General features: G+C 36.4%; 22 protein-coding genes and 1 pseudogene. 12 read left to right on the top strand and 11 right to left on the bottom strand.

Translation table 11 applies throughout. The annotated features are described in order from the left end of the window. Positions 1-339: 339 nt before the first annotated feature. From AO058_RS14260 to AO058_RS14250, 3 genes are all read left to right on the top strand, one after another. Positions 340-1299 (top strand): DUF4382 domain-containing protein, encoded by a 960-nt coding sequence (locus tag AO058_RS14260; protein ID WP_083634191.1) that lies wholly within the window; start codon positions 340-342, stop codon positions 1297-1299. 200 nt (positions 1300-1499) lie between these two features. Then, complete coding sequence (gene pta, locus AO058_RS14255; protein WP_075327149.1) at positions 1500-3593, top strand: phosphate acetyltransferase; 2094 nt, start codon at positions 1500-1502, stop codon at positions 3591-3593. Between the two features lie 43 nt (positions 3594-3636). Continuing rightward, a complete protein-coding gene (locus tag AO058_RS14250) occupies positions 3637-4824 on the top strand; it encodes an acetate/propionate family kinase (RefSeq protein ID WP_075327148.1) in 1188 nt (395 codons plus the stop codon). 7 nt (positions 4825-4831) lie between these two features. Here the strand turns inward: AO058_RS14250 and AO058_RS14245 are convergent, their stop codons facing one another. From AO058_RS14245 to AO058_RS14235, 3 genes are all read right to left on the bottom strand, one after another. After that, positions 4832-5278: a hypothetical protein gene (locus tag AO058_RS14245; RefSeq protein WP_143083695.1), complete on the bottom strand. Its 447-nt coding sequence runs from the start codon at positions 5276-5278 to the stop codon at positions 4832-4834. A 218-nt stretch (positions 5279-5496) separates the two neighbouring features. After that, a complete protein-coding gene (locus AO058_RS14240) occupies positions 5497-5922 on the bottom strand; it encodes a DUF4268 domain-containing protein (RefSeq protein WP_075327146.1) in 426 nt (141 codons plus the stop codon). A 1-nt stretch (position 5923) separates the two neighbouring features. Then, positions 5924-6592, bottom strand: coding sequence for a ZIP family metal transporter (locus tag AO058_RS14235; protein WP_075327145.1), 669 nt, complete (start codon positions 6590-6592; stop codon positions 5924-5926). A 234-nt stretch (positions 6593-6826) separates the two neighbouring features. On the opposite strand from AO058_RS14235, the gene AO058_RS14230 reads away from it, so the two are divergent. Then, on the top strand, positions 6827-7984 hold the full coding sequence (locus tag AO058_RS14230; protein ID WP_075327144.1) for a THUMP domain-containing class I SAM-dependent RNA methyltransferase: 1158 nt from the start codon (positions 6827-6829) through the stop codon (positions 7982-7984). Positions 7985-7997: 13 nt separating this feature from the next. Here AO058_RS14230 and AO058_RS14225 read toward each other — a convergent pair whose 3' ends face one another. The 3 genes from AO058_RS14225 to rlmD are packed head-to-tail and all read right to left on the bottom strand — an operon-like array spanning position 7998 to position 10617. Then, positions 7998-8717 carry a DUF6048 family protein gene (locus AO058_RS14225; protein ID WP_075327143.1) on the bottom strand — a complete coding sequence of 240 codons (720 nt, stop codon included), beginning with the start codon at positions 8715-8717 and terminating at the stop codon, positions 7998-8000. Continuing rightward, entirely contained in the window at positions 8683-9207 is a 525-nt protein-coding gene (locus tag AO058_RS14220) for a DUF6452 family protein (RefSeq protein ID WP_075327142.1), read from the bottom strand. Before AO058_RS14220 ends, AO058_RS14225 begins: the two co-directional genes overlap by 35 nt. After that, complete coding sequence (rlmD, locus tag AO058_RS14215; protein ID WP_075327987.1) at positions 9208-10617, bottom strand: 23S rRNA (uracil(1939)-C(5))-methyltransferase RlmD; 1410 nt, start codon at positions 10615-10617, stop codon at positions 9208-9210. A gap of 172 nt (positions 10618-10789) precedes the next feature. Here rlmD and rocD point away from each other — a divergent pair, with 172 nt between their 5' ends. Both rocD and AO058_RS14205 read left to right on the top strand, forming a co-directional pair. Next, a complete protein-coding gene (rocD, locus tag AO058_RS14210) occupies positions 10790-12034 on the top strand; it encodes an ornithine--oxo-acid transaminase (RefSeq protein WP_075327141.1) in 1245 nt (414 codons plus the stop codon). Between the two features lie 91 nt (positions 12035-12125). Beyond that, a pseudogene (locus AO058_RS14205) lies at positions 12126-13660 on the top strand (IS1182 family transposase). A 143-nt stretch (positions 13661-13803) separates the two neighbouring features. Here the strand turns inward: AO058_RS14205 and AO058_RS14200 are convergent. From AO058_RS14200 to AO058_RS14190, 3 genes are read right to left on the bottom strand one after another with little or no spacing between them, the layout of a single operon-like run. After that, positions 13804-14136: a CCC motif membrane protein gene (locus tag AO058_RS14200; protein ID WP_075327140.1), complete on the bottom strand. Its 333-nt coding sequence runs from the start codon at positions 14134-14136 to the stop codon at positions 13804-13806. 10 nt (positions 14137-14146) lie between these two features. Beyond that, positions 14147-14428 (bottom strand): DUF2752 domain-containing protein, encoded by a 282-nt coding sequence (locus AO058_RS14195; protein WP_232228918.1) that lies wholly within the window; start codon positions 14426-14428, stop codon positions 14147-14149. A 14-nt stretch (positions 14429-14442) separates the two neighbouring features. After that, complete coding sequence (locus AO058_RS14190; protein ID WP_075327138.1) at positions 14443-16188, bottom strand: T9SS type A sorting domain-containing protein; 1746 nt, start codon at positions 16186-16188, stop codon at positions 14443-14445. Between the two features lie 76 nt (positions 16189-16264). Between AO058_RS14190 and AO058_RS14185 the strand changes: the two genes are divergently transcribed. After that, positions 16265-16462 carry a hypothetical protein gene (locus tag AO058_RS14185; RefSeq protein WP_075327137.1) on the top strand — a complete coding sequence of 66 codons (198 nt, stop codon included), beginning with the start codon at positions 16265-16267 and terminating at the stop codon, positions 16460-16462. Continuing rightward, the gene (locus AO058_RS14180) at positions 16462-17007 is read left to right on the top strand and encodes a Smr/MutS family protein (protein WP_075327136.1); all 546 of its coding nucleotides are present in this window, start codon (positions 16462-16464) and stop codon (positions 17005-17007) included. The genes AO058_RS14185 and AO058_RS14180 overlap by 1 nt, the downstream gene beginning before the upstream one ends. On the opposite strand, the gene AO058_RS14175 is transcribed toward AO058_RS14180, so the two are convergent. Then, positions 17004-18062 (bottom strand): hypothetical protein, encoded by a 1059-nt coding sequence (locus AO058_RS14175; RefSeq protein WP_075327135.1) that lies wholly within the window; start codon positions 18060-18062, stop codon positions 17004-17006. The genes AO058_RS14180 and AO058_RS14175 overlap by 4 nt on opposite strands. 98 nt (positions 18063-18160) lie before the next feature. Here AO058_RS14175 and AO058_RS14170 point away from each other — a divergent pair, with 98 nt between their 5' ends. The 3 genes from AO058_RS14170 (at position 18161) to mtaB (ending at position 21546) form a co-directional block, all read left to right on the top strand. Beyond that, on the top strand, positions 18161-19309 hold the full coding sequence (locus AO058_RS14170) for a cysteine desulfurase family protein (protein ID WP_075327134.1): 1149 nt from the start codon (positions 18161-18163) through the stop codon (positions 19307-19309). 99 nt (positions 19310-19408) lie between these two features. Further along, positions 19409-19861 (top strand): OsmC family protein, encoded by a 453-nt coding sequence (locus tag AO058_RS14165; protein WP_075327133.1) that lies wholly within the window; start codon positions 19409-19411, stop codon positions 19859-19861. A 353-nt stretch (positions 19862-20214) separates the two neighbouring features. Next, the gene (gene mtaB, locus AO058_RS14160; protein WP_075327132.1) at positions 20215-21546 is read left to right on the top strand and encodes a tRNA (N(6)-L-threonylcarbamoyladenosine(37)-C(2))-methylthiotransferase MtaB; all 1332 of its coding nucleotides are present in this window, start codon (positions 20215-20217) and stop codon (positions 21544-21546) included. On the opposite strand, the gene AO058_RS14155 is transcribed toward mtaB, so the two are convergent. Further along, positions 21543-21845, bottom strand: a complete 303-nt coding sequence (locus AO058_RS14155) for an N-acetyltransferase (RefSeq protein WP_075327131.1) — start codon at positions 21843-21845, stop codon at positions 21543-21545. The genes mtaB and AO058_RS14155 overlap by 4 nt on opposite strands. 361 nt (positions 21846-22206) lie before the next feature. On the opposite strand from AO058_RS14155, the gene AO058_RS14145 reads away from it, so the two are divergent. Continuing rightward, complete coding sequence (locus tag AO058_RS14145) at positions 22207-22908, top strand: alpha/beta fold hydrolase (RefSeq protein WP_075327129.1); 702 nt, start codon at positions 22207-22209, stop codon at positions 22906-22908. The last annotated feature ends 1 nt before the right edge of the window (position 22909 follow it).

The following is a 22909-nucleotide window of genomic DNA, read 5'->3' as shown; positions in this document are numbered from 1 at the left end:
TCTTTCTGAAGCAATATCCACTTATTCTAAAATTGGGATTTTAAGCCTTCCTTATTACCAATCTTTAAAACCAACTATTACTTCAAAGTGTAAGCACTAAATTAAAGAAGCTTCCACCATTCTACCGGAGTTTTATCTTTCATTTTCTTCATTTAATTTTTTCTTAAGGATTGTTAAACCTATTATAAATCATACTTTTTGAATAATAGTCCTAATTCACTTGCGTTAATAGGGCAGAACTTAAAACCAGTTTTATAACGAATAATTACTTGCGTAAGATGCGCTAATCAAATCTATTAATTACTAACTGTTGTGAAAACAACGGAAAACTAAAAACTTATGAATTTGAAGTATTTATTCAAAACAGGAATTTTAATGTTATCAATGGGACTTCTGGTCTCGTGTTCAGATGACGATGATGATGTGGATACCGGCGAGCCACAACCAGACACTTATAATACCGAGGTATATCTTACCGATGCCCCAATTGATAATGCAGAAGTTGATGCAGTATTTATTACCGTTACCGGGGTAAGCGTAAATGGTAAAGCCATTGAAGGATTTGAAAAAACTACGGTAAATCTTAGTAGTTTACAAAACGGTGAAACCGAATTACTGGGAGATGTTGAGTTAGAAAGTGGTACCACTTCAGAGATTGTGTTAAGCCTGGACAATGAAACAGATGCTTCGGGAGAGGCACCGGCTAATTATGTACTTACTAGCAGTGGGGAGAAGAAGGCCCTGGCTACTTCTTCCGCAGAAATTAGTATCACCGATCAGGTTGAGATTAAGGAGAATGATGATAATGAAATCATTTTAGATTTTGACCTTAGAAAGTCTATAGTCACTAATTCTGCAGGAGAATTTCAATTTGTAAGTGATAGCGAATTAGCTCACAGTATAAGAGCTGTAAATAGTATTAATGCCGGTGAGATTACCGGTACAGTTAGCGATTTTGGTTCTACAGAGTCTGAAACTATTGTGGTTTTTGCTTATGAAGATGGTGCGTATAGTGAAGATGAAACTTCGGCAAATGGCGAAGGAGTGTTATTTGCCAATGCTACCGCAAGTAGTAAAATAAATGAATCTTCGGGAGAGTTTGAAATTCATTTTATAGAAAAAGGAGATTATGAACTTCATTTTGTTTCTTTTTCTGATGAGGATGCCGATGGTGAGCTGGAACTAGATGGTGAAGTTGAAGCTACTACCACGTCAGAAATAGATCTTTTAGGCTTCTCAGTAGATGCAGATTCAGAAGTGAATTTTGATATTCTCCTTGTAGGTTTGCTGGATTTATAATATACCAATAAGTTAATTATTAAAACCACCTTCGGGTGGTTTTTTTGTTTTATTCAATTTGCTAAAATTCATTGTATACCCTGTTCTAAGTTGTATGAATAATCAAAAGCTGATAGATGTCAGGTTTACTTCTTTTTACCAGTAACATAAAAACACAATTGTTTTATTAACTTTATTTTTGCCGAACCAATTTACAAATTATGAACAAAGGAATTTATATCGCTACGCTGGAGTCCCACAGCGGAAAATCTATGATCTCGTTAGGATTAATGAGAACACTTTTAGGAAAAATGGTGAAAGTAGGTTACTTCAGGCCAATTATAAACGATGTCCCAAAAGGAGAAAAAGACAATCACATAGATACAGTTTTAAGCTATTTTGATTTAAAAATCCCTTATGAAGATACTTATGCATTTACCCGAAGTGAGGTAATTCAAAAAACAAATGATGGAAAATCGGGGGAGATTATTGACACTATAATTTCCAAGTATAAAAAGCTGGAAGATGAATTTGATTTTATACTGGTAGAAGGAAGTGATTTCTCTGGTGAGGGTAGTGTTTTTGAGTTTGATGTAAACGTAGTGATTGCTAAGAATTTAGGAATACCAGTTATAATTGTAGTTAGCGGCCAGTTTAAGAGCTGGGAAGAATTGTTAGGAAACCAACAAATGGCTTATCGTGCGTTTAGAGATAAAGAAGTTCAGGTTATTGCTATGGTTAGTAATAAAATCCAGGAAGAGAACCTGGAGCCTGCAGCAAAAAATATGCGAGGATTTTTACCTCAGGAAGTTGATGTTTTTGCAATTCCGTTAATTGATACACTGAATAATCCAACTTTAAAAGAGATAGTTAAAGCACTGGACGGGACGGTTTTATTTGGTCACGATTTTCTGGATAATCAAACCGGGAATTTTGGAGTAGGAGCAATGCAGCTTAGAAATTATCTAACTACTTTAAAAAATGAAAGTTTAGTAATTACTCCTGGTGATAGAGCTGATATTATTCTTGGTGCATTACAAGCCAATATTTCGAGCAATTATCCAAGAATTTCAGGAATTATTTTAACCGGTGGTTTAAGGCCGGAAGAATCAATTTTAAAATTAATTGAAGGTTTATCTGATATTGTTCCTATAATTTCGGTACAGGAGGGGACTTTTGCAGTAACAAATAAAGTTGGTGCCATAAAGTCTAATATCTATGCCGATAGTATTCAGAAAATACAAACTACCATTAGTATTTTTGAGCGGTATGTTTCTTTTGATCCCCTGGTAGAAAAACTTACAAATTACCAACCCCAGGGTAGAACTCCAAGAATGTTTCAGTACGATTTGGTGAAGAGAGCCAGACAAAGTAAAAAGCATATTGTGTTGCCAGAAGGTACAGATGAGCGTATCCTAACCGCAGCAAAACGCCTTATAGATATGGACCTGGTAGAGCTAACTTTATTGGGAGATTTTGACACTATTCAGAAAACTGTCGCTAAAATTGCATTAGATCTTGATTTTTCAAAAGTAAATATTGTAGATCCTGTAAACTCCCCAAATTTCCAGGATTATGCTGAAACTTTCTATGAATTAAGAAAACATAAGGGTGTAAATATGGATATGGCGAAAGATCGTTTAAGCGATGTTTCGTACTACGGAACTATGATGATCTATAAAGGTCACGCAGACGGGATGGTATCTGGAGCAGCGCATACCACGCAACATACTATTTTACCCGCATTACAATTTATAAAAACCAAACCAAATGTTTCTGTAGTTTCTTCTGTATTTTTTATGTGTTTAGAAGATAGGGTTTCAGTATTTGGTGATTGCGCGATTAATCCGAATCCTACTGCGGCAGAATTAGCAGAAATTACTATTTCTTCGGCAGAGAGTGCTTCAGCCTTTGGTATAGATCCAAAAATCGCCATGCTTTCTTATTCTTCGGGAACTTCAGGAAAAGGTGAAGATGTAGATAGAGTGAGAGAAGCAACTGCCATAGTTAAAGAACGAAGACCAGATCTTAAAATTGAAGGCCCAATTCAATATGATGCTGCAGTAGATATTAGCGTTGGAAAAAGTAAACTACCAGGATCTGAAGTAGCTGGACAGGCTAACGTGCTAATTTTCCCCGATTTAAATACCGGAAATAATACTTATAAAGCTGTACAACGTGAAACTGGCGCTTTGGCCATAGGACCAATGCTTCAGGGCTTAAATAAGCCCGTAAACGATCTAAGTCGTGGTTGTACCGTTGCTGATGTTTACAATACCGTAATTTTAACTGCCATCCAGGCTCAAGGAATTTAATTCAGAATGAAATCAGCAAGATGCTGAACTCAAACACAAACAAATGAAGAATATTTTAATTATAAATTCAGGAAGTTCGTCTTTAAAATTTCAATTAATACAAATGCCTTCAGAAGAAGTTTTAGCTTCAGGAATGGTAGAACGTATAGGATTGGAAGGTTCAAAACTTCATTATAAAACTAAAAACGAATCGATTTCAGAAGAACTTTTAGCAAAAGATCACGCCATAGCATTAAAGGCAATTACAGATCTTTTAATGGATTCGGAAAAAGGAGTTATTAAAAATGCCGAAGAAATCCCGGCAATTGGCCATAGGGTAGTGCATGGTGGCGATAGTTTTTCTAAAACCATAGTGATAGACGAGAAGGTAAAGGCTAAGATTAAAGAATACTTTTCTTTGGCACCTTTGCATAATCCTCCAAACTTAAAAGGGATTGAAGTAGCAGAAAAACTTTTCCCGAATGCCACACAGGTAGCGGTTTTTGATACCGCATTTCATAGAAGTATCCCCAAGCAGGCTTCGCAATATGCTATTCCTACAGAACTTTCAGACAAACACCACATTCAACTATACGGGTTTCACGGTACCAGTCATAAATATGTAACGGAGAAAGCCATTGAATATTTACAAAAAGAGAATTCTAAAATTATAAGTATTCACTTAGGAAACGGTTGTAGTATTACGGCGGTACAGGATGGAAAAAGCATAGACCATTCTCTTGGTTTTGGGCCCGTAAACGGACTTATTATGGGAACCAGGAGTGGAGATATAGACCAGTCGGTTATTTTTTACCTGGTGGAACAATTAGGGTATTCAGCCCAGGAAGTAAGTGATATTTTGCATAATAAAAGTGGAATGTACGGCCTTACCGGTTATAGTGATCTTAGAGATATTGAAGAACAGGCGGCAAATGGAAATAAACAATGCCAATTAGCCCTGGATATGAATGCTTACCGAATTAAAAAATATATAGGTGCTTACACAGCTGCCATGAATGGCGTTGATGCCCTGGTTTTTACAGCGGGAATTGGAGAAAATAGCGATGTTATTCGCAAATTGGTTTGTGCAGATATGGAGTTCTTTGGGATTAAACTTAATGAAGATAAAAATAAACAGCGTTTAAAAGAATTAAGAACTATAAATGCTGAAGATTCAAAAGTTCAGGTTTTAGTTATTCCTACCAATGAAGAACTGGAAATTGCACAACAGACTTATAACCTGGGGATTTAACGGCTAATTATATGAGGTATTTGCTTACCAGGTGTAATCTTTCCTGTAAAGCTTTAGATTTATGTTTGTGAGACAATAAGGTGTTACGCAAACTTCCATCTGTTAATACTTGAAGTGTTTGGTGCAACTGGTTAAAAAAGCGCCTTTCCATTTCGGTACAAATTTGTCCCGATTTTGGGTTGGTGTTCATTCTTAAATTCTGTTGCATTTTAAGCACTTCTTTTTTGCATTTTAATAAAAGCTGGTCCAGGTAATCCTGGTCTCTTGCTTCTAAAATATGCCGGTCTAAATCGTCTTTCAATGCTTTTTTATGATTGTATAAAGATTTAAACAGTTTTTTTAAAAAGATCTTTTTAGTGGTTAGAATACAGTGTTTATAGTATATCGCGGCAGTATAATTAGCAATATAATATTTTTCCAGGTGGTCTACTTCAGAAGGTTTCCTCAACATCATTTCCTCTCTTTCCTTTTTAATACATTCCTTAATTGGAAGTGGTAGTATTTGTAATGAATTTACTGGAAAACGGGAAAATTAGCTGTTAAATAAGATTAAACAATTATTAAAAGATACTTAATAATTGCCGAATTTCTAATGGGAGATTCGCTGGCATGGTATTTTTTTATTAAAAGATGAAGAAACAAATAGTATGATGAACAATTAAAATGTAGACTTTACCTAAAAAGATCCTTATACTCCACAAAGAAAGCTTCCATTTGTTTCATATTATCATTTAGGAATTTCATCGCTTCAGGCCATTGATTGCGGTTGTGAATACTAACACCATCTAATTGAACGTAAACCCGGGAAATTATTTTCCCTTCCGGAAGTTCGTATTCTTCCTCAAATATGGCATCTGATAGATATTCTGTAGTTAGAATTTTTTTCAAGGAAATTAGCTTTTCAAAATAATATGCGCAAATCAGCGGATCTTCATCTATAACATCTATAGAAACTTGGGCAAATTTTCGGTTAAACGTAAATTTTAATTCAAGCTCTTTAATTCCAGTGTTATAAAGCAACCATTTTTGCCGGAAAACGATACCAAAACTCGTCCAGAACTGTTGCCTTAATTTTTTGCTTTCGGCTTTGCTAAACATATTAAATAAAATAAGCCAGTAAAATTCCGCCCACAATCACTGCCAACTTGGAAATATTAAATTTATGATTTTTAGAAGCTTCAAATAAAATAGTAGTAGAAACGTGCAGAAAAATACCAATTACCAGCGCGTTTATATAAATTGAAATATCCTGAAGTAAACTAAATTGCGATTTAAAGAAACTTCCCAGCGGCGTCATTAAAGCAAAAACCGCGAGGAACAGTCCGACTTTAATTTTACTCAAATTAGAATGGATAAGAAAAACCGACAGTATGGTTGCCACCGGAATTTTATGAATTACGACTCCGTGTAAGATATGATCGCCTTCATCCATAGGAAAACCTTCCAAAAATGCGTGAATACTCAAACTAATCAATAATAGGATTGGGAATTTTTTCATTCCTTCCTGGTGGTGCAAATGCCCGTGTTCAACTCCTTTAGAAACAAATTCGAGGATTATTTGCAGCAGTAAGCCCAACATTATAAAAATACCCACTTCTTCGGTTCCGTTTAGATAAACTTCGGGCAGTAATTCAAAAATGGTAACCGCCAGGAGATAAGCACCGCTAAAGCTAAGCAATAACTTAAAACCAATAGAGGAGGAGGGTTTTAAGAAAATGGCAATAAGGTAACCGGCAATTACAGAAATTAAAGGTAAAATGTAGATCATTAATTAAGTCAAAAATAATTAGTAAAATTGCTCAAGGCACACTCCAGGGCCTCTACCGAAGCTAATCGGGAGTAAAAAATAAAAAATTAACACCAGCCACAACGATTTTCAATCCTCATTGTAAGGAGTTAAAAAGATAAGTCGTAAAAGCATTGGTAATATTTCAGCATCCCCAGCCGGCAATACTAATATTCAGCAAAATTACCCTATTTTTGTGGACTGTAAAAAACCGATATGGAAAATAATTTTAAAATGATTGCCAAGACCATGTATGGTTTTGAGCCAGTTTTGGCTAAAGAATTAATGGCACTTGGCGCTATGGATGTAAAAGAGGGAACCAGAAATGTAAGTTTTGTAGGTGATAAAGGCTTTATGTATAAAGCGAATTTATGCCTTAGAACTGCAATTAAAATTCTTAAACCATACCAAAGTTTTAAAATATTTTCTGAAGAAGACCTTTACAAGAAAATTTACGAGCTACCCTGGGAAGATTTTATGGATGTAGACGATACCCTGGCAATTGATGCCACAGTACATTCTGAAACTTTTACGCATTCCCAATATATTTCCTTAAAAACAAAAGATGCCATTGTGGACCGTTTTCGGGATAAGTTTGATAAAAGACCAAATGTGGATCTTGATTTTCCAACTTTGAGGGTTAATATTCATATTGAAAAGAATTTTTGTAATGTTTCTTTTGATTCTTCAGGCCAGTCTTTGCACAAACGTGGATATAAGACCGCGACCAATATTGCGCCCATAAACGAGGTTTTGGCCGCCGGTATGTTATTACTTTCTGGTTGGGACGGGCAGTGCGATTTTCTGGATCCCATGTGCGGTAGTGGAACTATTTTAATTGAAGCCGCAATGATTGCGTGCAATATTCCACCAAATTTAAACCGAAAGGAATTCGCTTTTGAACGTTGGAAAGATTGGGATGAAGATCTTTTTGAAAAAATTGAAGCTTCAGTACTTAAAAAAGTACGGGAATTTCATTTTACTATTCAGGGGTATGACACTGCACCTTCGGCAGTACACAAAGCCATTGATAATATTGAAAATGCCAATCTCACCGAATTTATTAAAGTAAAAAGGCAGGATTTCTTTGCATCAGAAAAAGAAGGCGAAAGGCATTTACATATGTTGTTTAATCCGCCGTATGGAGAACGTTTGGAGATTGATATGCCGAAATTCTATAAAGAAATTGGAGATACACTGAAGCAGGCCTACCCGGGAACCGATGCCTGGTTTATCACTTCTAATCTTGAAGCAATAAAACACGTTGGCCTAAGACCTTCTCGAAAAATTAAGCTTTACAACGGTGCCCTGGAATCTAAATTATTGAAATACCAGATTTACCAGGGATCAAAGAAAGCGAAGTTTCAGGAGTAGTTTAATCTAATCTCTATTTTTTATAAAAAGGAATCAGGTAACTAATGGTATAGCCATAACCAACTCCAATGTTACTATCGTCGTAGGTTCGGTTAAACCCTGGAATTGCGAGGTTGTCAAAATTATCTGGGGTGCTTTGAAATAGCCTGCGTTTCAGTTGTACATTCACTGAAAGGAATAGATTATTTAAAACTTCAACTTTAATCCCGGCTATTAATTCTATCCAGTTTGCCGTTAAGCCAGAATATTCTATGGTTTCAGAACGAATATCGGGTTCAAAAAACGGATTGGTGGTATAGATTTGGTATTCTTCAACATCTTGCGTAAAGGTTGAAAATCCATAACGAGCGCCAACAAAAATAATGTTTTCCATACCTGTCCAGTTTTCGTAGGCATTATAATCTGCTCCTATTTTTACATAACTTCCGCGAGATGTAATGCTAATATTATCTTCAGCATAACCAATACTTTCATTTCCTAATTCCGCGGCAGCGTAATAATCTTTATAAACCCGGTAATCTCCTAAAATCTCAAACCCGGAATAATCGTCCTGGAAAGCAGTTTTTAAAAGCTTACTAATATCGGCCCCAACCCGAAGCCCAAATTTTTCACGGTTGGCCAAACTATCTTCTATTGCTTTTTCCTGTACCGTTGTTTCCTGACTTAGCAATGGAGCAGCAAGGAACAGAAATAGGATGCTAAAAAAATATGCTGATATGTGATTCTGTATCATCTTCAATATTGGGTTCTTCTATAATATAAGAATCTATCCATTCGCCTTCTTCCCCACCTTCAATGGTTAATTTAAGGCTATTATAAATTACTTTATAGGCACACGCACGGTTTACATAAACTTCTTCAGTCCCGTAGGTAAATGTTAAAGTATCTGTATCTGGTGTAAATTCGGGATCTTCGTCGTCTTCTTCTGCATCAAAAAGCGTAAAGGTATAGGTGGTAGTATTTTGATCTGTTCTTAATGGAATTTGAATAGTATCAGGATTTATTCTTTGGTATAAAGTCTTTATAGAATCGCTTACCATAGACCTTACGCTTAAATTGGTAGGGCTTTTATAGCTTTCACGATCATTAACATCATAAAAGCTCAAGATGAGCATGGGCGTAGTTTGGGTGCTTTCAGGACAAATATCGTCGCGCTGGCACCCCATAATAAGCATTAGTAAAACTACACTTGGTACAAGAATTTTTAAAAAACTTCTATTCATTTATTTTCTTTCTAAACACACAACATTCTCCACGTGATGGGTTTGCGGAAACATATCTACGGGCTGTACCCTGGTAACTTTATAATATTCGTCTAATAAAGATAGATCCCTTGCCTGCGTGGCAGAGTTGCAACTTACGTAAACAATGCGTTGTGGCAATATACCAATTATTTGGGCAATCACATCTTTGTGCATCCCGTCTCGTGGCGGATCTGTAATTATAACGTCTGGCTGACCGTGATTATTGATAAATTCTTCAGAAAAAACTTTTTTCATATCGCCAACAAAAAACTCTGTATTGTTAATTTGGTTGCGTTCGGCATTTTCTTTGGCATCAATAATCGCTTCCGGAACAACTTCAACCCCAATTACTTTTTTCGCTTTTTTTGCAACAAATTGAGCGATAGTTCCGGTTCCGGTATAAAGATCGTAAACTATTTCGTCTCTTTTTAGATCGGCAAAATCGCGCGTAATTTTATACAATTCATAAGCCTGGGCCGAATTGGTTTGATAAAAAGACTTGGCGTTTATTTTAAATTGAAGTCCTTCCATTTGCTCAAAAATATGGTCACGGCCTTTATAGCAAATAACTTCCTGGTCGTAAATAGTATCGTTCCCTTTTTCATTTATTACATATTGAAGCGAAGTAATCTCTGGAAACATTTCTATTACCGCATCTAAAAACAATTCCCGCTTTGCTTTGTCTTCATGAAAAAACTGGATTAGCACCATGATTTCACCAGTAGAGGAGGTGCGTATCATTAAAGTTCGTAATAAACCTTCCTGCTTACGCGCATTAAAAAAGCTAAGACCATTAGAAGTAGCAAATTCTTTTATAAAATTTCTAATGGCATTGCTGGGATCTTCCTGAAGGTGGCACTTTTTAATATCGAGTATTTTATCCCACATTCCTGGAATATGAAATCCAAGAGCATTTTTATCGTCAAAATCTTTACCGCTGTTTATTTCTTCAGGTGTGAGCCAGCGGCTATCACTAAATGAAAATTCCATTTTATTACGATAAAAATAAATTTCTTTGCTTCCTAAAATAGGGGTCACCTTTGGCAGTTCAACCTTACCAACCCGAATAAGGTTATTAAAAACCTCGTCCTGTTTATATTCCAGCTGATATTCATAACCCATATTTTGCCATTTGCAGCCTCCGCAAGTTCCAAAATGCTGGCAAACGGGTTCTACACGCTTCTCTGAAAATTGATGAAAATTAACCGCTGTGCCCTGGTAGTAAGATTTTCGTTTTTTAGTAGTTTTTATATCGGCTACATCGCCGGGAACCACATTATCTATAAATATAACTCTACCATCTGGCGATTTCCCGATTCCTTTTCCTTTTCCACCGGCACCGGTAACTTCTACGGCTTCAAATACCTTGTTTTTATTCCTTCTTCCCATAGCGCAAAAATAGAATAATTGTGAAGATTTATTCCCTGTGTTCCTAAAAATTCCCACAAACATTTAGTAATTTGCGAAAACTTAAATAATGGATGATTTCTCTCCCCTGTGACCTGATTTTATAGGTGCAAAAGAAGGAATTATAGAATTATTGATTTTAAAAAAATTGAACATGTCTTTACCAAAAATTACATCTTCAAAAGAAGCTATTGAATTAGAAGACCAGTATGGTGCTCATAATTACCATCCTTTACCAGTGGTGCTTAGCCGCGGCGAGGGTGTTCACGTTTGGGATGTAGAAGGAAATAAATATTACGATTTTCTTTCAGCCTATTCTGCAGTAAACCAGGGACACTGCCATCCAAAAATTGTTGATGCGCTTTGTAACCAGGCTGCTACGCTTACGCTTACTTCCAGGGCGTTCCATAACGACGTATTAGGCCCGTATGAAAAGTTTGCAACAGATTATTTTAAATTCGACAAGTTGCTGCCTATGAATACCGGGGCAGAAGCTGTTGAAACCGCGATTAAAATTGCGAGAAAGTGGGCTTACGAAAGAAAAGGAGTGAAAGAAACTGAAGCCCAAATAATTGTTTGTGAAAACAATTTCCATGGAAGAACAACTACGATTATTTCTTTTTCTAACGATGAAGGTGCCAGGAAGAATTTTGGCCCATACACACCCGGATTTATAAAAATCCCTTACGATGATATTGATGCGCTGGAAAAAGTGCTAAAAGAGAATGATAATATTGCAGGTTTTCTTGTAGAACCAATTCAGGGAGAAGCGGGAGTTTATGTACCTTCTGATGGATATCTGAAAAGGGCTCGAGAACTTTGTAAAGAAAATAACGCTTTATTTATTGCAGATGAAGTGCAAACCGGAATTGCTCGTACCGGGCAATTACTGGCAGTAGACCACGAAGAGGTGAAACCAGATATGGTAATTCTTGGAAAGGCAATTTCCGGCGGTGTTTATCCCGTATCTGCTGTGTTGGCGAATAATGAAGTGATGGATGTAATTCAGCCCGGGCAACACGGTTCTACATTTGGTGGAAACCCATTAGCCGGCGCTGTAGCAACTGCTGCCCTTGAAGTAATTCGCGATGAAAATTTAGCTGAAAATGCCGAAAAACTTGGGAATCTTTTTAGAAGATTACTCAACGATTTTATACGTGATTCCAATATTGTAGAATTAGTTAGAGGGAAAGGCTTATTAAATGCTATTGTTATAAACGATTCAGAAGATAGTTCTACTGCCTGGGATATTTGTATGGCACTAAAAGAAAACGGACTTTTAGCCAAGCCAACCCATGGCAATATTATTCGTTTTGCTCCGCCATTAGTAATGAACGAAGAGCAAATTAGAGATTGTGTAAATATCATTACCACTACACTAAAACAATTTGAGAAATAAATATTTATCAAATAATTAAAAAAGGAAGAGGCTGTCTGAAAAGGCAGCCTTGTTTGTTGTATTATTTTCTGGTTTTTAGTATTTTGATGTAATGAAAGCCAAAGCAGTATTTAAGACCTATGACCAGTCGCAGTTAAGTCTTTTGCCTCCCAGTTATGATGATCTGGTCCCTGCCCATCATCCCGTTAGGATCGTCAATACGATTATTGATCAAATCGACATCGCTGACCTGGAGCGAAGTTATAAAGGAGGAGGTACTTCCAGTTATCATCCCCGGATGTTGCTCAAGGTGACCATCTATGCCTACCTGCGCAATATGTATTCCTCTCGTAAAATTGAGCAGGCCCTTCAGGAGAACATTCATTTTATGTGGCTCAGCGGTCAAAGTAAACCCGATCATAATACCATCAATGATTTTAGGGGCAAACGCTTAAAAGGGAAGTTTAAAAATATCTTCAACCAGGTGGTTCTTTTATTGGCCGACCAGGGTGTACTGTCCTTAAAGGAACTCTTTGTGGATGGCACCAAGATAGAGGCCAATGCCAATCGCTTTACTTTTGTATGGGGCAAATCGATCAAGAACAGCAAGGCGCGTATCAAGAAACAGCTCCGGGAACTATGGTCTTATGTGGAACAGGTTTATGACCAGGAACAAATGCTTCCCAATGAACCTGATTTTGATGCTATCGATCCGGCTGAAGTAGCCAAAACCATTGATGCCATTAATGACGCATTAAAGGATAAGGAGATCGATAAAAAAGTAAAACAGAAGCTCAACTATGCCAGGAAGAACTGGCCAGGGAACCTGAAGAAATACCAGGAGCAGGAAGCCCTTCTGGGCAAGCGTAACAGCTATAGTAAGACAGATCCCGACGCTACTTTTATGCGGATGAAAGATGATTATATGCACAAAATGGGCAATTAAAACCCGGGTATAACCTTCAGGCCTCCACCAATAACCAGTTCATTACCAATTATACCTTAGCCCAAACCACCGCAGATACCACTACCTTAAAAAACCACCTGCAAGATCATATAGGCTCCTACGATCAAACACCTCAAAGCCTTACCGCAGATGCCGGCTATGGCAGTGAAGAGAATTATACCGATTTAGAGGAAAAGGAAATTACTGCTTATGTGAAATACAACTACTTCCATAAAGAACAACGCGATAAAAAGCATCGGGAAAACCCATTCCACCCGGACAACCTATTCTACAATAAAGAAACCGATACATATTACTGCCCTATGGGCCAGGCGATGAAGAAAGTAAAGCGTTATGAGAGTGAAACCACTACGGGTTTTAAGCAGCAGGTTCATCGCTACCAGGCTCAAAACTGCCAGGGGTGCCCGCTTCGCGGTGCTTGCCATAAAGCCAAAGGGAACAGGATTATCGAGCGCAATCATAACCTGATCCGTCTCAAGGAAAAAGCCAGGAACCTACTATTAAGTGAAGCGGGAATAGCACATCGTAAACGTCGGTGCTGGGATGTGGAAGCCGTCTTTGGGAATATCAAGCAAAATATGGGCTTCAAGCGATTTATGCTTCGGGGAATGGAGAAAGTAACTACTGAAATAGGGTTAATTGCTATGGCGCACAACTTAAGAAAATTCAGTATAGCATAGGAAGGGGGCTTCCTTGCCTTTTTTTATCATTAAGAATATCTACAAAAGAAGAAGCACTTCTCTCACAAAAACTTTTATCAATAAAAAAGGCCATCTAAATACTTTTTAGACGGCCTCTTTCTTATTCTCAAAAAGAAAAAGACCTATTGATTTTGTTCTATTTCTCTTAAAATTTCATTTTGCATCTCATAAATCCCATCTACTCCGCCATACATAATAAACATTACAATAGTGCTTATTAAACTAATAGCGCTTAGTATAAGGCCAATAATAGCAAGAATTTTCCCGGTTTTTACGTTCTGGTACCCGGTGTATAGTTCAGGTTGTGCATTATAGATTTCGGTAGCCCTTTTTGCCATTACAAGCGCAATAATTCCGAAGATAATTCCCAGAATACCGTAACAGCAGCATCCTATAATTGAGAGAATACCGAAAATTAAAATTAAAGTTGAATTTGGTAATTGTTGTCTTTCCATAAAGATTGGTTTATTGGGTTAGTTGTATTAATTGATTCATTTTTATTAAATAGCTAATTAGCATTACCGCTCCGCTCAAAATAATTAGCCCGATTTTTACTTGAAAATCGTATCTAAATTTTACGAAGAGATTCAGGATGAGAAAGGCAAGTAAAAATAAAATGGGATAGATAGCCGGAAACATTAAAAATGCCTGGGTAAATTCTGCATTAAAAACAAGTAATAAGGCGCGTTGACCCCCACAGCCAAAACAATCTACTCCAAAGAGGCTTTTGTTAAGACAGGGCAACATAAAATCTTCCATAATTAATTTTTAATGCTAATTTTTTTGGTGAATTCCATATTGCTAGAAGAAATTAATTTCAGGACATAAATTGCGTCCTGTAGTCCTGAAGTAGGCAATGTATAATTTGCACTTCCGCCTGGTAATGTTTTATTATAAATCATTTGTCCGTTAAGGTCGTATAACAAAATTTGTTTTACATCGGTTTCCACCATTTTAATCTCCAATTGCGCTTCTATGTTATTTTGAACAATAAGAGCTTCAGGTATTGAAAAATCTAATTCTTCTACTGGTAATTCAGATTGCAAATTATCTTCTTTTTCCTCAATAAAACTAATAAAAAATCGATTACTATAGTTTCCTTTTGGTAAATCTATTGAAAATATATCTTTATTTAATCGAAAATTAGATTCTAACTCAGCATCAAAAATATACACATTTTCATTCTCAAATTGTCTAAAATCATCAAGTTGAAAGCTTAATGAAGCATTTTCTGTTAAATTAATTAGCAACGGAATTTTATCATTTTTTCTAAACGGCCTTACCTGTATATTATAAAACGCTTCTTCAATATTCCATCCCACATCATTCTGCAAAACCCCATAGATCTTTGCATCCATTGCCCAATCATAATCTTTAGAAGAATCTTCCCTAAAAGCTAAAAGTAGGGCACGGGTGTAGAGGCTATTTACTATTACATTGAGTTTTAAAAGTGGAATCTCACTTTTTTGCTGATTTTTAAACTCTGAAGTTTGTGAATTTTCCTGTTGAAACCTTCTTTGCGAATTTTTAAAATGAATATAGCCATCGTTTCTTCCGCTTAACATAAAACCCTGTGCAATGGGGGCATATTCGCGAGCAATTTCACTACCGGTTTCTCCCGAACTTCCTGTTTCTTCACCTGCACCGTTATAAGTTTTAAAAACTGCGGGCGCATAAGCATTTGGCCCCGGAGAGTAAGAACCATAACCACCTTCATAGTCTTTTAGATTATGAGAATCACCATTATTTTTAGAGTCCCAAAAATAAGCAATGCCTGTGCTGGCGGAATTTTCCATTAAAAAACTTTGTAAATGTAGGGCCGAAGGGTAAGGATTGCCCACCAAAACTGCCTGGTCCTTATTTATTGAAACTTTTATCTCGCCATCATTAGGTAAACCTCTAAAATCGTATTGCTGGCTATTGCCTGGATTATTTTCAACTCCGTTAACGAGTCTGGGGTCAGTGCCATTTACACCTTTCATAGTAAAGCCTTCGGCCGGCGCAACATCAAAACTAACACCTACGTGCTGCCAGTCATTATAATCACTGCCAGAATATTTATAAATCCAGCGGCGAGAAATTCTTAAAGGGTGGGAAGTGCCTTCTAAACTTCCTGTAATATGGACCGGATTGCTATTGGTTTTGTTCTTGGGTTGAAAAATCACGGCACCAAATTGGTCTTGACTAATATTATCTTTAACCGGCAAGGCCCAGTAATTATAATCAAAAGCATTAGACGTGCCTTCCTGGAAAACCGAGAGTAAGCCATTCCCATAATTGAGATTTGTACTTTTTTCTCCCTGTAATAATTGCGATTCTTTTCTAAGGTAAATGCTTGCTTCAGTTTCTGGATTGTGGTTTTTTTCTAAATTGATATTGTCTTCAACATACAAAAAACGATCGCTAAGATAAATATAGGAGTCTCCGGAAGTCGAAGGCGAAATGTGTAATTGAGCATTTCCGTAGTAAAAAGAGAAAATAAAAGCTAAGAAGTATATTTGCCTCATAATTCCTGTAACTTTGCGGAAAATACAAGAACCGTTATTTTAAACATTTTACAAATAAGGGATAACAGGTAAAAAAATGAATAATTCTCAAGTAATAAATACAATTTTAATCGTAGTAGGTGGCGCACTTTTAATTTATGCTATTGCAGCTGAAGGTGCTCACGCTTACTTTAAAATCATTGGTTTAGTCACTATTATGCTAGGTCTTTATCGTGCAACAAATTTTTGGGTAGAGACAAAAGACGATCATAAAGAAGACGAAAATAACGAGTAATGGAGCTGAAAAAAGGGGATAAAGTGGCGGTTTTAGATGATGTGCTGGAAGGTTATGTAATAAAAACTGAAGCCGGCACCGTTTATATTGAAACTACCGATGGTTTTGAAATGGAATTTTCTGCAGCGGAATTAGTGAAAATTGAAACCCCAATTGAAGCTTTATCTGATGATGTTGATTTTGAAAAGGTTTTAGCTGAAAAAAAGTTACCTCCAAAACCCAAATCACAACGCATAAAGCCGAAAGAAAGAAATTTGCCTCCAATGGAAGTAGATTTGCATATTGAAAAACTTACCACTTCTTCCCGCGGGATGAATAATTACGATATGCTGAACCTTCAATTAGAAACTGCAAAACGGCAAATAGAATTCGCAATGAGAAAACGAATTCAGAAAATTGTGTTTATTCACGGGGTAGGTGAGGGAGTCTTAAAAGCCGAATTGGATTATTTACTGGGCCGATACGACAACCTTAAATTTTACGATGCCGATTATCAAAAATATGGTCTGGGTGCTACAGAGGTCTATTTTTTTCAGAATGTTTAATCTTCTGTATTAGTTTCTTCTTCACCATTTTCGTTATCACTTTGTCCCTCTTCATTTTCCTGTTGAAGGTTAGTAAATTGCTGAAAAGGAATTCTTGTAACATCCAGCCTTCCCAGGATATAAGAATCAAACCGAATATCTTCGCCGCTTCCATCCTGTCTAATTAAATTAAAATTTTTAATCTCAATGGTAGATCTGTAACTTCTTGTAATATGATGATCTAACTGAAGATCGTGTTCAAAATTAGGATCAAAAATATTTTCATTTAAATAATTTGGGAATCCATCAACTTCAGCCGTATTTATAGGACTTAAAAAGGCATCGTTATTTTCGTCAATAGCTCTTTGTACATCCTCAGGATCAATTTCGTGGCGGGTTAAAACCCCATCATCATCATCATCGGGATCAAGATAATTGGGTATTCCATCTACATCTGTATCTAAATAACCTTCTTCTGTTGTAGGATCTTCAGGACTGGCATTTTTTTCATCAGCCGTAGGGACATTATCATTATCATCATCAATATCTAAATAATCTGGGATACCATCACCATCAGTATCCAGATGGTCTCCGTTGGGATCATATCCTTCTTCGCCATTGGGTACGTCATCCCCATCGGCGTCGGCATCGAGGCTTATATCATTAAACCTGGTTCTAATTACCACAACTCCGCCGGCAGAAACATATTCTTCTAATACCCGCGGAGATCCTGGCGGTACTCCCTTACAAAAATATTCGCCTCCATTAATCTCACTGTCATAAATTCTGTAAACCAGTCGGTTATCTTCGCCCGAGAGATTAATTACTATTGAATCATTTACCTCCAGCGTTAAAATTTTCTGCGTAAGCGTATCATTTAAACGATTATCTTTTAATTCTAAAGACATAGATTCATAAACATCTTCATTATTTACAGCCCAAAGCACTTTTTTACCATCAATTTCACATAAAGTTAGATCACTGTTTTCTAAATCGAAACTGGTCACGGTAATATCCCCGTCGTCACAGGAATAAAGGGCAAAAGAGAAAAATAAAGCTGCAAGAATCTTTTTCATAGTATGGTAATATATTCAAAGTGAAACAAAAATAGCGGAATTCAAGATTTTTAGGGCAGGTTCTTTTAAATAATTTTATTTCGTTTAATTTTGCGGCAATGAAAAATGTATATCTTGATTCTGCCGCGACCACGCAAATGCGTGATGAAGTAATTGACCGAATGACCTCTGTGATGAAAGAGGTTTATGGTAATCCTTCTTCTACCCATTCTTTTGGAAGATCTGCTAAATCTTTAATAGAGCAGGCGCGTAAAACTGTTGCCGGTTATTTAAATGTAAAAGCTTCAGAAATAATTTTCACTTCTGGTGGTACTGAAGCCGATAACCTGGCTTTAAATTCCGCGGTTCGTGATCTTGGAGTTAAGCGAATAATCACTTCAAAAATTGAACACCACGCGGTTTTGTATACCGTAGAGCAGCTTCAGGATTGTTTTGATGTAGAGGTAGTTTATGTTGATTTAGATTCCCGCGGAAATATTGATGTAGCACATTTAGAAAAATTATTAAATGCTTCAGATAAAAAGACGTTGGTTAGCCTGATGCATGTAAATAACGAGATTGGGAATAAACTGGACATTAAAAAAGTCGGAGAATTGTGTAAAAAACATCACGCCTTATTTCATTCAGATTGTGTACAATCGGTGGGACATTATGATCTTGATTTTAGTGAAATACCGGTAAATTTTACCGCGGTAAGCGCCCATAAATTTCACGGCCCAAAAGGTGTGGGATTTGCTTTTATTAGAAAAAACAGCGGATTAAAACCACTTATTTTTGGAGGAGAGCAGGAGCGTGGCCATCGTGCCGGCACAGAAGGGGTTCATAATATTGTAGGCCTGGAAGAAGCTTTAAAACTATCTTTAGATAATTTAGCCGAAGAAAAGGCCTATATAAGTGATCTAAAAGCTCATTTTATTTCAAAATTAAAAGCCGAAATTCCCGGGGTGAAATTCAACGGTGATTGTGACGATGCTTCAAAAAGTACCTATACTTTGGTAAATGTATGTTTGCCGGTGCCAGCCGATAAAGCTTTAATGTTATTATTTCAATTAGATTTAAAAGGAATTGCCTGTTCTAAAGGTAGTGCCTGCCAAAGTGGAAGTGATAAGGGATCTCATGTGCTAAATGCATTTTTAGAAGAAGAAGACCTTAAAAAACCATCCGTACGGTTTTCATTTTCGAGATTTAATACCAGGGATGAGCTGGATTATGTGGTAAATACGCTTAAAGAATTTATTGAATCTTAAAGTTTTTCCTGAAGCTGACCTGAATCATATTTTTTAGTTTTTAATCGCTGTTTCTTTGTAAAAGAAAATACCCCATTTGGGTTTAAAAAATATAAAGTTATGGCTGAAAAACACGAATATCAGGTAGATCTTATCTGGTTAGAAGATCGAAAAGGAGAAGTTAGCTCTCCTGAATTGACCGATATTATTGAAACAGCAACCCCGCCAGATTTTCCAAAAGGAATGCCCAACATTTGGTCTCCTGAACATTTTCTGGTTGCCGCGGTAGAAAGTTGTTTGATGACAACCTTCCTGGCTATTGCTGAAAATTCTAAACTGGAGTTTATCTCTTTTAAATCTAAAGCAATTGGAAAACTGGATAAAGTTGAAGGTAAATTTCAAATGACTGAAATTATACTAAAACCAGTTTTGGAAATTTCCGACGAAAATAATGCTGAAAGAGCCAAACGCATCATAGAAAAAAGTGAAAAAGCCTGTTTGATCTCCAATTCTATAAAAAGTAAAATTATACTGGAAGCTGAGGTTATAGTTGGTTCGGTTGAGAAAGTTTAATCATTCCTCTTCTTATATAATGTTAAGTTAATTCGTTATTGCGAGTGCAGCAATCTTCAGTTCAATGTATTTGATCAAAACGTCAACCTGAACTTATTTCAGAGCCTGCCCCGATTTTTCATCCGGGATCTAATTTATTAAACCCGGAATGACGTTTGAATGCGATTTTTAAGGACAGATTGCCACGTCGGCTATCGCCTTCTCGCAATGACGACTTAACCACAAACAGAAAACCGACAACTGATAACTCACAACTGAGAACCGAAATCAAAACAATGTTTTCCTAAAACAATAATTGTTGGTATCTTTGCAGCCCTAAAAATCGTTTAACTTCTACAAAAACAGGAAGGTGTATGAATACTAAGAAGGTCGCATTTTATACCTTGGGTTGTAAACTCAATTTTTCAGAAACTTCTACCATTGCAAGATCTTTTAAAGATGAAGGTTTTAAGCGTGTGGAATTCACTGAAGAAGCTGATATTTATGTGATCAATACCTGTTCGGTTACCGAGAATGCCGATAAACGCTTTAAAACCATCGTAAAACAAGCGCAAAAAGTGAATGAAGATGCGTTTGTGATTGCCGTGGGTTGCTATGCCCAATTGAAACCGGAAGAACTTGCCGATGTAGATGGAGTAGATTTAGTGCTTGGGGCGACTGAAAAATTCAAAATCACCGATTACCTTAACGATCTTTCTAAAAATGATCTTGGGGAAGTTCATTCCTGTGAAATTGATGAAGCCGACTTCTACGTGGGTGCTTATTCCATTGGTGACAGAACCCGTGCATTTTTAAAGGTGCAGGATGGGTGTGATTATAAATGTACTTATTGTACCATTCCGTTAGCGCGTGGAATTTCCCGAAGCGATAAACTGGAAAATGTTTTAACCAATGCCGCTGAAATTTCAGCAAAAGGAATTAAAGAAATTGTGCTTACCGGAGTAAATATTGGGGATTACGGAAAAGGTGAATTTGGCAATAAAAAGCACGAACATACTTTTCTTGACCTTGTAAAAGCTTTAGATGAGGTAGATGGAATTGAACGTTTAAGAATCTCTTCTATTGAGCCTAATTTATTGAAAAACGAGACCATAGATTTTGTTGCCGATAGTAATACGTTTGTGCCTCATTTTCATATCCCATTACAAAGCGGAAGTGACGATTTGCTTAAATTGATGAAGCGTCGTTATATGAGTTCGCTTTATAGCGATAGGGTGGCGCAAATTAAGCGAGTAATGCCCAATGCCTGTATTGGTGTTGATGTTATTGTTGGCTTTCCCGGCGAAACCGAAAAACGCTTCCTGGAAACTTATAATTATTTGAATGAATTAGATATTTCTTACCTGCACGTTTTTACTTATTCTGAGCGTGATAATACTCCTGCAGCAGAAATGGAAGGTGTGGTTCCTACCAAAGTGAGAAAGAAACGAAGCAAAATGCTACGCGGGCTTTCGGCTAAAAAGAGACGGGCGTTTTATGAAAGTCAGTTAGGAAATACAAGTACTGTACTTTTTGAAGGGGAGAATAAAGAAGGATACATTCACGGTTTTACAGAGAACTATGTAAAGGTAAAAGCACCCTGGGATCCCGCATTGGTAAATACACTTCATCAAATAGAACTGACTTCTATTGACGAAGATGGATTGGTTAGGTTTGAATTTGCTTCAGAAAAAGTAGCGGTTTAAATATTTATTCCTACCGGTAAAAGGTCTTTATACTTTCTCCTGTTCTTACGCATAAATTTAGCAACATCTGGACTGGTGGGCATTACGCGCGTATTTCGTTCTTTAATTTCTTCTAAAACAGCTTCAATAAAAATATCCATATAGCCTTCTTCTTTAAGAGTTTCAGGCATAAATACTTTTGTTAAAAATATTTTTCGTTCCTGCTGGGCGTACTCTATGGTAGCAAGTTGTTGATTTATAGTAGTTTCAAACTGTCTTAAAAATTCATTATCGGTAATTATAATTTCTTCGGCATTCATCATTTCTCTTTTTTGTTATTAACCATTAAGCCAGCCAATTTAATCGCATAAATCGGCAATAATTAGTTGTAAAAATTTTCTTTGGATGGTTATTGTAAAGGTAGGAAAATAAAGCCTTTAAAGCTGAATTATTAGCAGCAAACAATAAAATTATAGGCTTTGTAAAATTCTCCATTAATTTTAATCTTTCAATTGTGAAAGCCAAATAAATAGCAGTAATTTTGGAGTGCAAACTACCCCGGGACAAGCTCCTGGAGTATTTTATGAAATATTAGAATTAAAAATTGAAAATATTTCAAAATTCACTTCTTAGGTAAATTTACGGCATTAGCCCAATGTTAAGTGTTATATACTTGTTAAAATGACTGAAGAAAACCAGGTGATTCACGTTTATTTTATGCCCGGTATGGCTGCTAATTCTTCCATATTTGAATTTATAAAACTTCCAGAAGACCGTTTTAAAATGCATTTTTTAGAGTGGATGATTCCTAAAAAGAATGAAAGTTTAAAAAATTATGCCACCCGTATGAATAAATACATAGAACATGAGAATGCGGTCTTAATAGGGGTTTCTTTTGGCGGGATTATTGTGCAGGAAATGGCAAAGAGTCTTAATCTTAAAAGACTTATTATAATTTCTAGTGTAAAATGTAGAGAAGAATTGCCAAGGCGTATGCGATACGCCGCCAGCACAGGTTTATTTAAACTTATACCTACAAGTTTGTTAGATTATGTAGATCATTTTGAAAAGATTGCCGTAGGAGATTTTATTAAAAAAAGGGCGAAACTTTACCGGCAATATCTTTCAGTTAGGAATCAGCGTTATTTAGACTGGGCTATAGAAAATATGGTTTTATGGAATTGTGCCAAAGCCCAAAAAGGCATTGTTCATATTCACGGTGATAAAGACGAGATTTTTCCTATAAAATATATTCCGGAATGTATTACCGTAAAAGGTGGGACTCATATAATGATTTTGAATCGTTATCGTTGGTTTAATAAGTATCTTCCTGAAATAATACTTTCAGGAAAAATTAAAGAGAAAAATAAAAAATTGAATTAAT

The organism is Salegentibacter sp. T436, assembly GCF_001932675.1.
Lineage (GTDB): Bacteria > Bacteroidota > Bacteroidia > Flavobacteriales > Flavobacteriaceae > Salegentibacter > Salegentibacter agarivorans.
The sequence above is the reverse complement of the archived record's forward strand: the minus strand, read 5'-3'. Positions and strand labels throughout refer to the sequence as shown.

Bases quoted from the DNA above. Each gene is read 5' to 3' on its own strand.
- AO058_RS14260 (WP_083634191.1), top strand. From the start codon at position 340: ATGAATTTGAAGTATTTATTCAAAACAGGAATTTTAATGTTATCAATG.
- pta (WP_075327149.1), top strand. From the start codon at position 1,500: ATGAACAAAGGAATTTATATCGCTACGCTGGAGTCCCACAGCGGAAAA.
- AO058_RS14250 (WP_075327148.1), top strand. From the start codon at position 3,637: ATGAAGAATATTTTAATTATAAATTCAGGAAGTTCGTCTTTAAAATTT.
- AO058_RS14245 (WP_143083695.1), bottom strand. From the start codon at position 5,278: ATGATGTTGAGGAAACCTTCTGAAGTAGACCACCTGGAAAAATATTAT.
- AO058_RS14240 (WP_075327146.1), bottom strand. From the start codon at position 5,922: ATGTTTAGCAAAGCCGAAAGCAAAAAATTAAGGCAACAGTTCTGGACG.
- AO058_RS14235 (WP_075327145.1), bottom strand. From the start codon at position 6,592: ATGATCTACATTTTACCTTTAATTTCTGTAATTGCCGGTTACCTTATT.
- AO058_RS14230 (WP_075327144.1), top strand. From the start codon at position 6,827: ATGGAAAATAATTTTAAAATGATTGCCAAGACCATGTATGGTTTTGAG.
- AO058_RS14225 (WP_075327143.1), bottom strand. From the start codon at position 8,717: ATGATACAGAATCACATATCAGCATATTTTTTTAGCATCCTATTTCTG.
- AO058_RS14220 (WP_075327142.1), bottom strand. From the start codon at position 9,207: ATGAATAGAAGTTTTTTAAAAATTCTTGTACCAAGTGTAGTTTTACTA.
- rlmD (WP_075327987.1), bottom strand. From the start codon at position 10,617: ATGGGAAGAAGGAATAAAAACAAGGTATTTGAAGCCGTAGAAGTTACC.
- rocD (WP_075327141.1), top strand. From the start codon at position 10,790: ATGTCTTTACCAAAAATTACATCTTCAAAAGAAGCTATTGAATTAGAA.
- AO058_RS14200 (WP_075327140.1), bottom strand. From the start codon at position 14,136: ATGGAAAGACAACAATTACCAAATTCAACTTTAATTTTAATTTTCGGT.
- AO058_RS14195 (WP_232228918.1), bottom strand. From the start codon at position 14,428: ATGTTGCCCTGTCTTAACAAAAGCCTCTTTGGAGTAGATTGTTTTGGC.
- AO058_RS14190 (WP_075327138.1), bottom strand. From the start codon at position 16,188: ATGAGGCAAATATACTTCTTAGCTTTTATTTTCTCTTTTTACTACGGA.
- AO058_RS14185 (WP_075327137.1), top strand. From the start codon at position 16,265: ATGAATAATTCTCAAGTAATAAATACAATTTTAATCGTAGTAGGTGGC.
- AO058_RS14180 (WP_075327136.1), top strand. From the start codon at position 16,462: ATGGAGCTGAAAAAAGGGGATAAAGTGGCGGTTTTAGATGATGTGCTG.
- AO058_RS14175 (WP_075327135.1), bottom strand. From the start codon at position 18,062: ATGAAAAAGATTCTTGCAGCTTTATTTTTCTCTTTTGCCCTTTATTCC.
- AO058_RS14170 (WP_075327134.1), top strand. From the start codon at position 18,161: ATGAAAAATGTATATCTTGATTCTGCCGCGACCACGCAAATGCGTGAT.
- AO058_RS14165 (WP_075327133.1), top strand. From the start codon at position 19,409: ATGGCTGAAAAACACGAATATCAGGTAGATCTTATCTGGTTAGAAGAT.
- mtaB (WP_075327132.1), top strand. From the start codon at position 20,215: ATGAATACTAAGAAGGTCGCATTTTATACCTTGGGTTGTAAACTCAAT.
- AO058_RS14155 (WP_075327131.1), bottom strand. From the start codon at position 21,845: ATGAATGCCGAAGAAATTATAATTACCGATAATGAATTTTTAAGACAG.
- AO058_RS14145 (WP_075327129.1), top strand. From the start codon at position 22,207: ATGACTGAAGAAAACCAGGTGATTCACGTTTATTTTATGCCCGGTATG.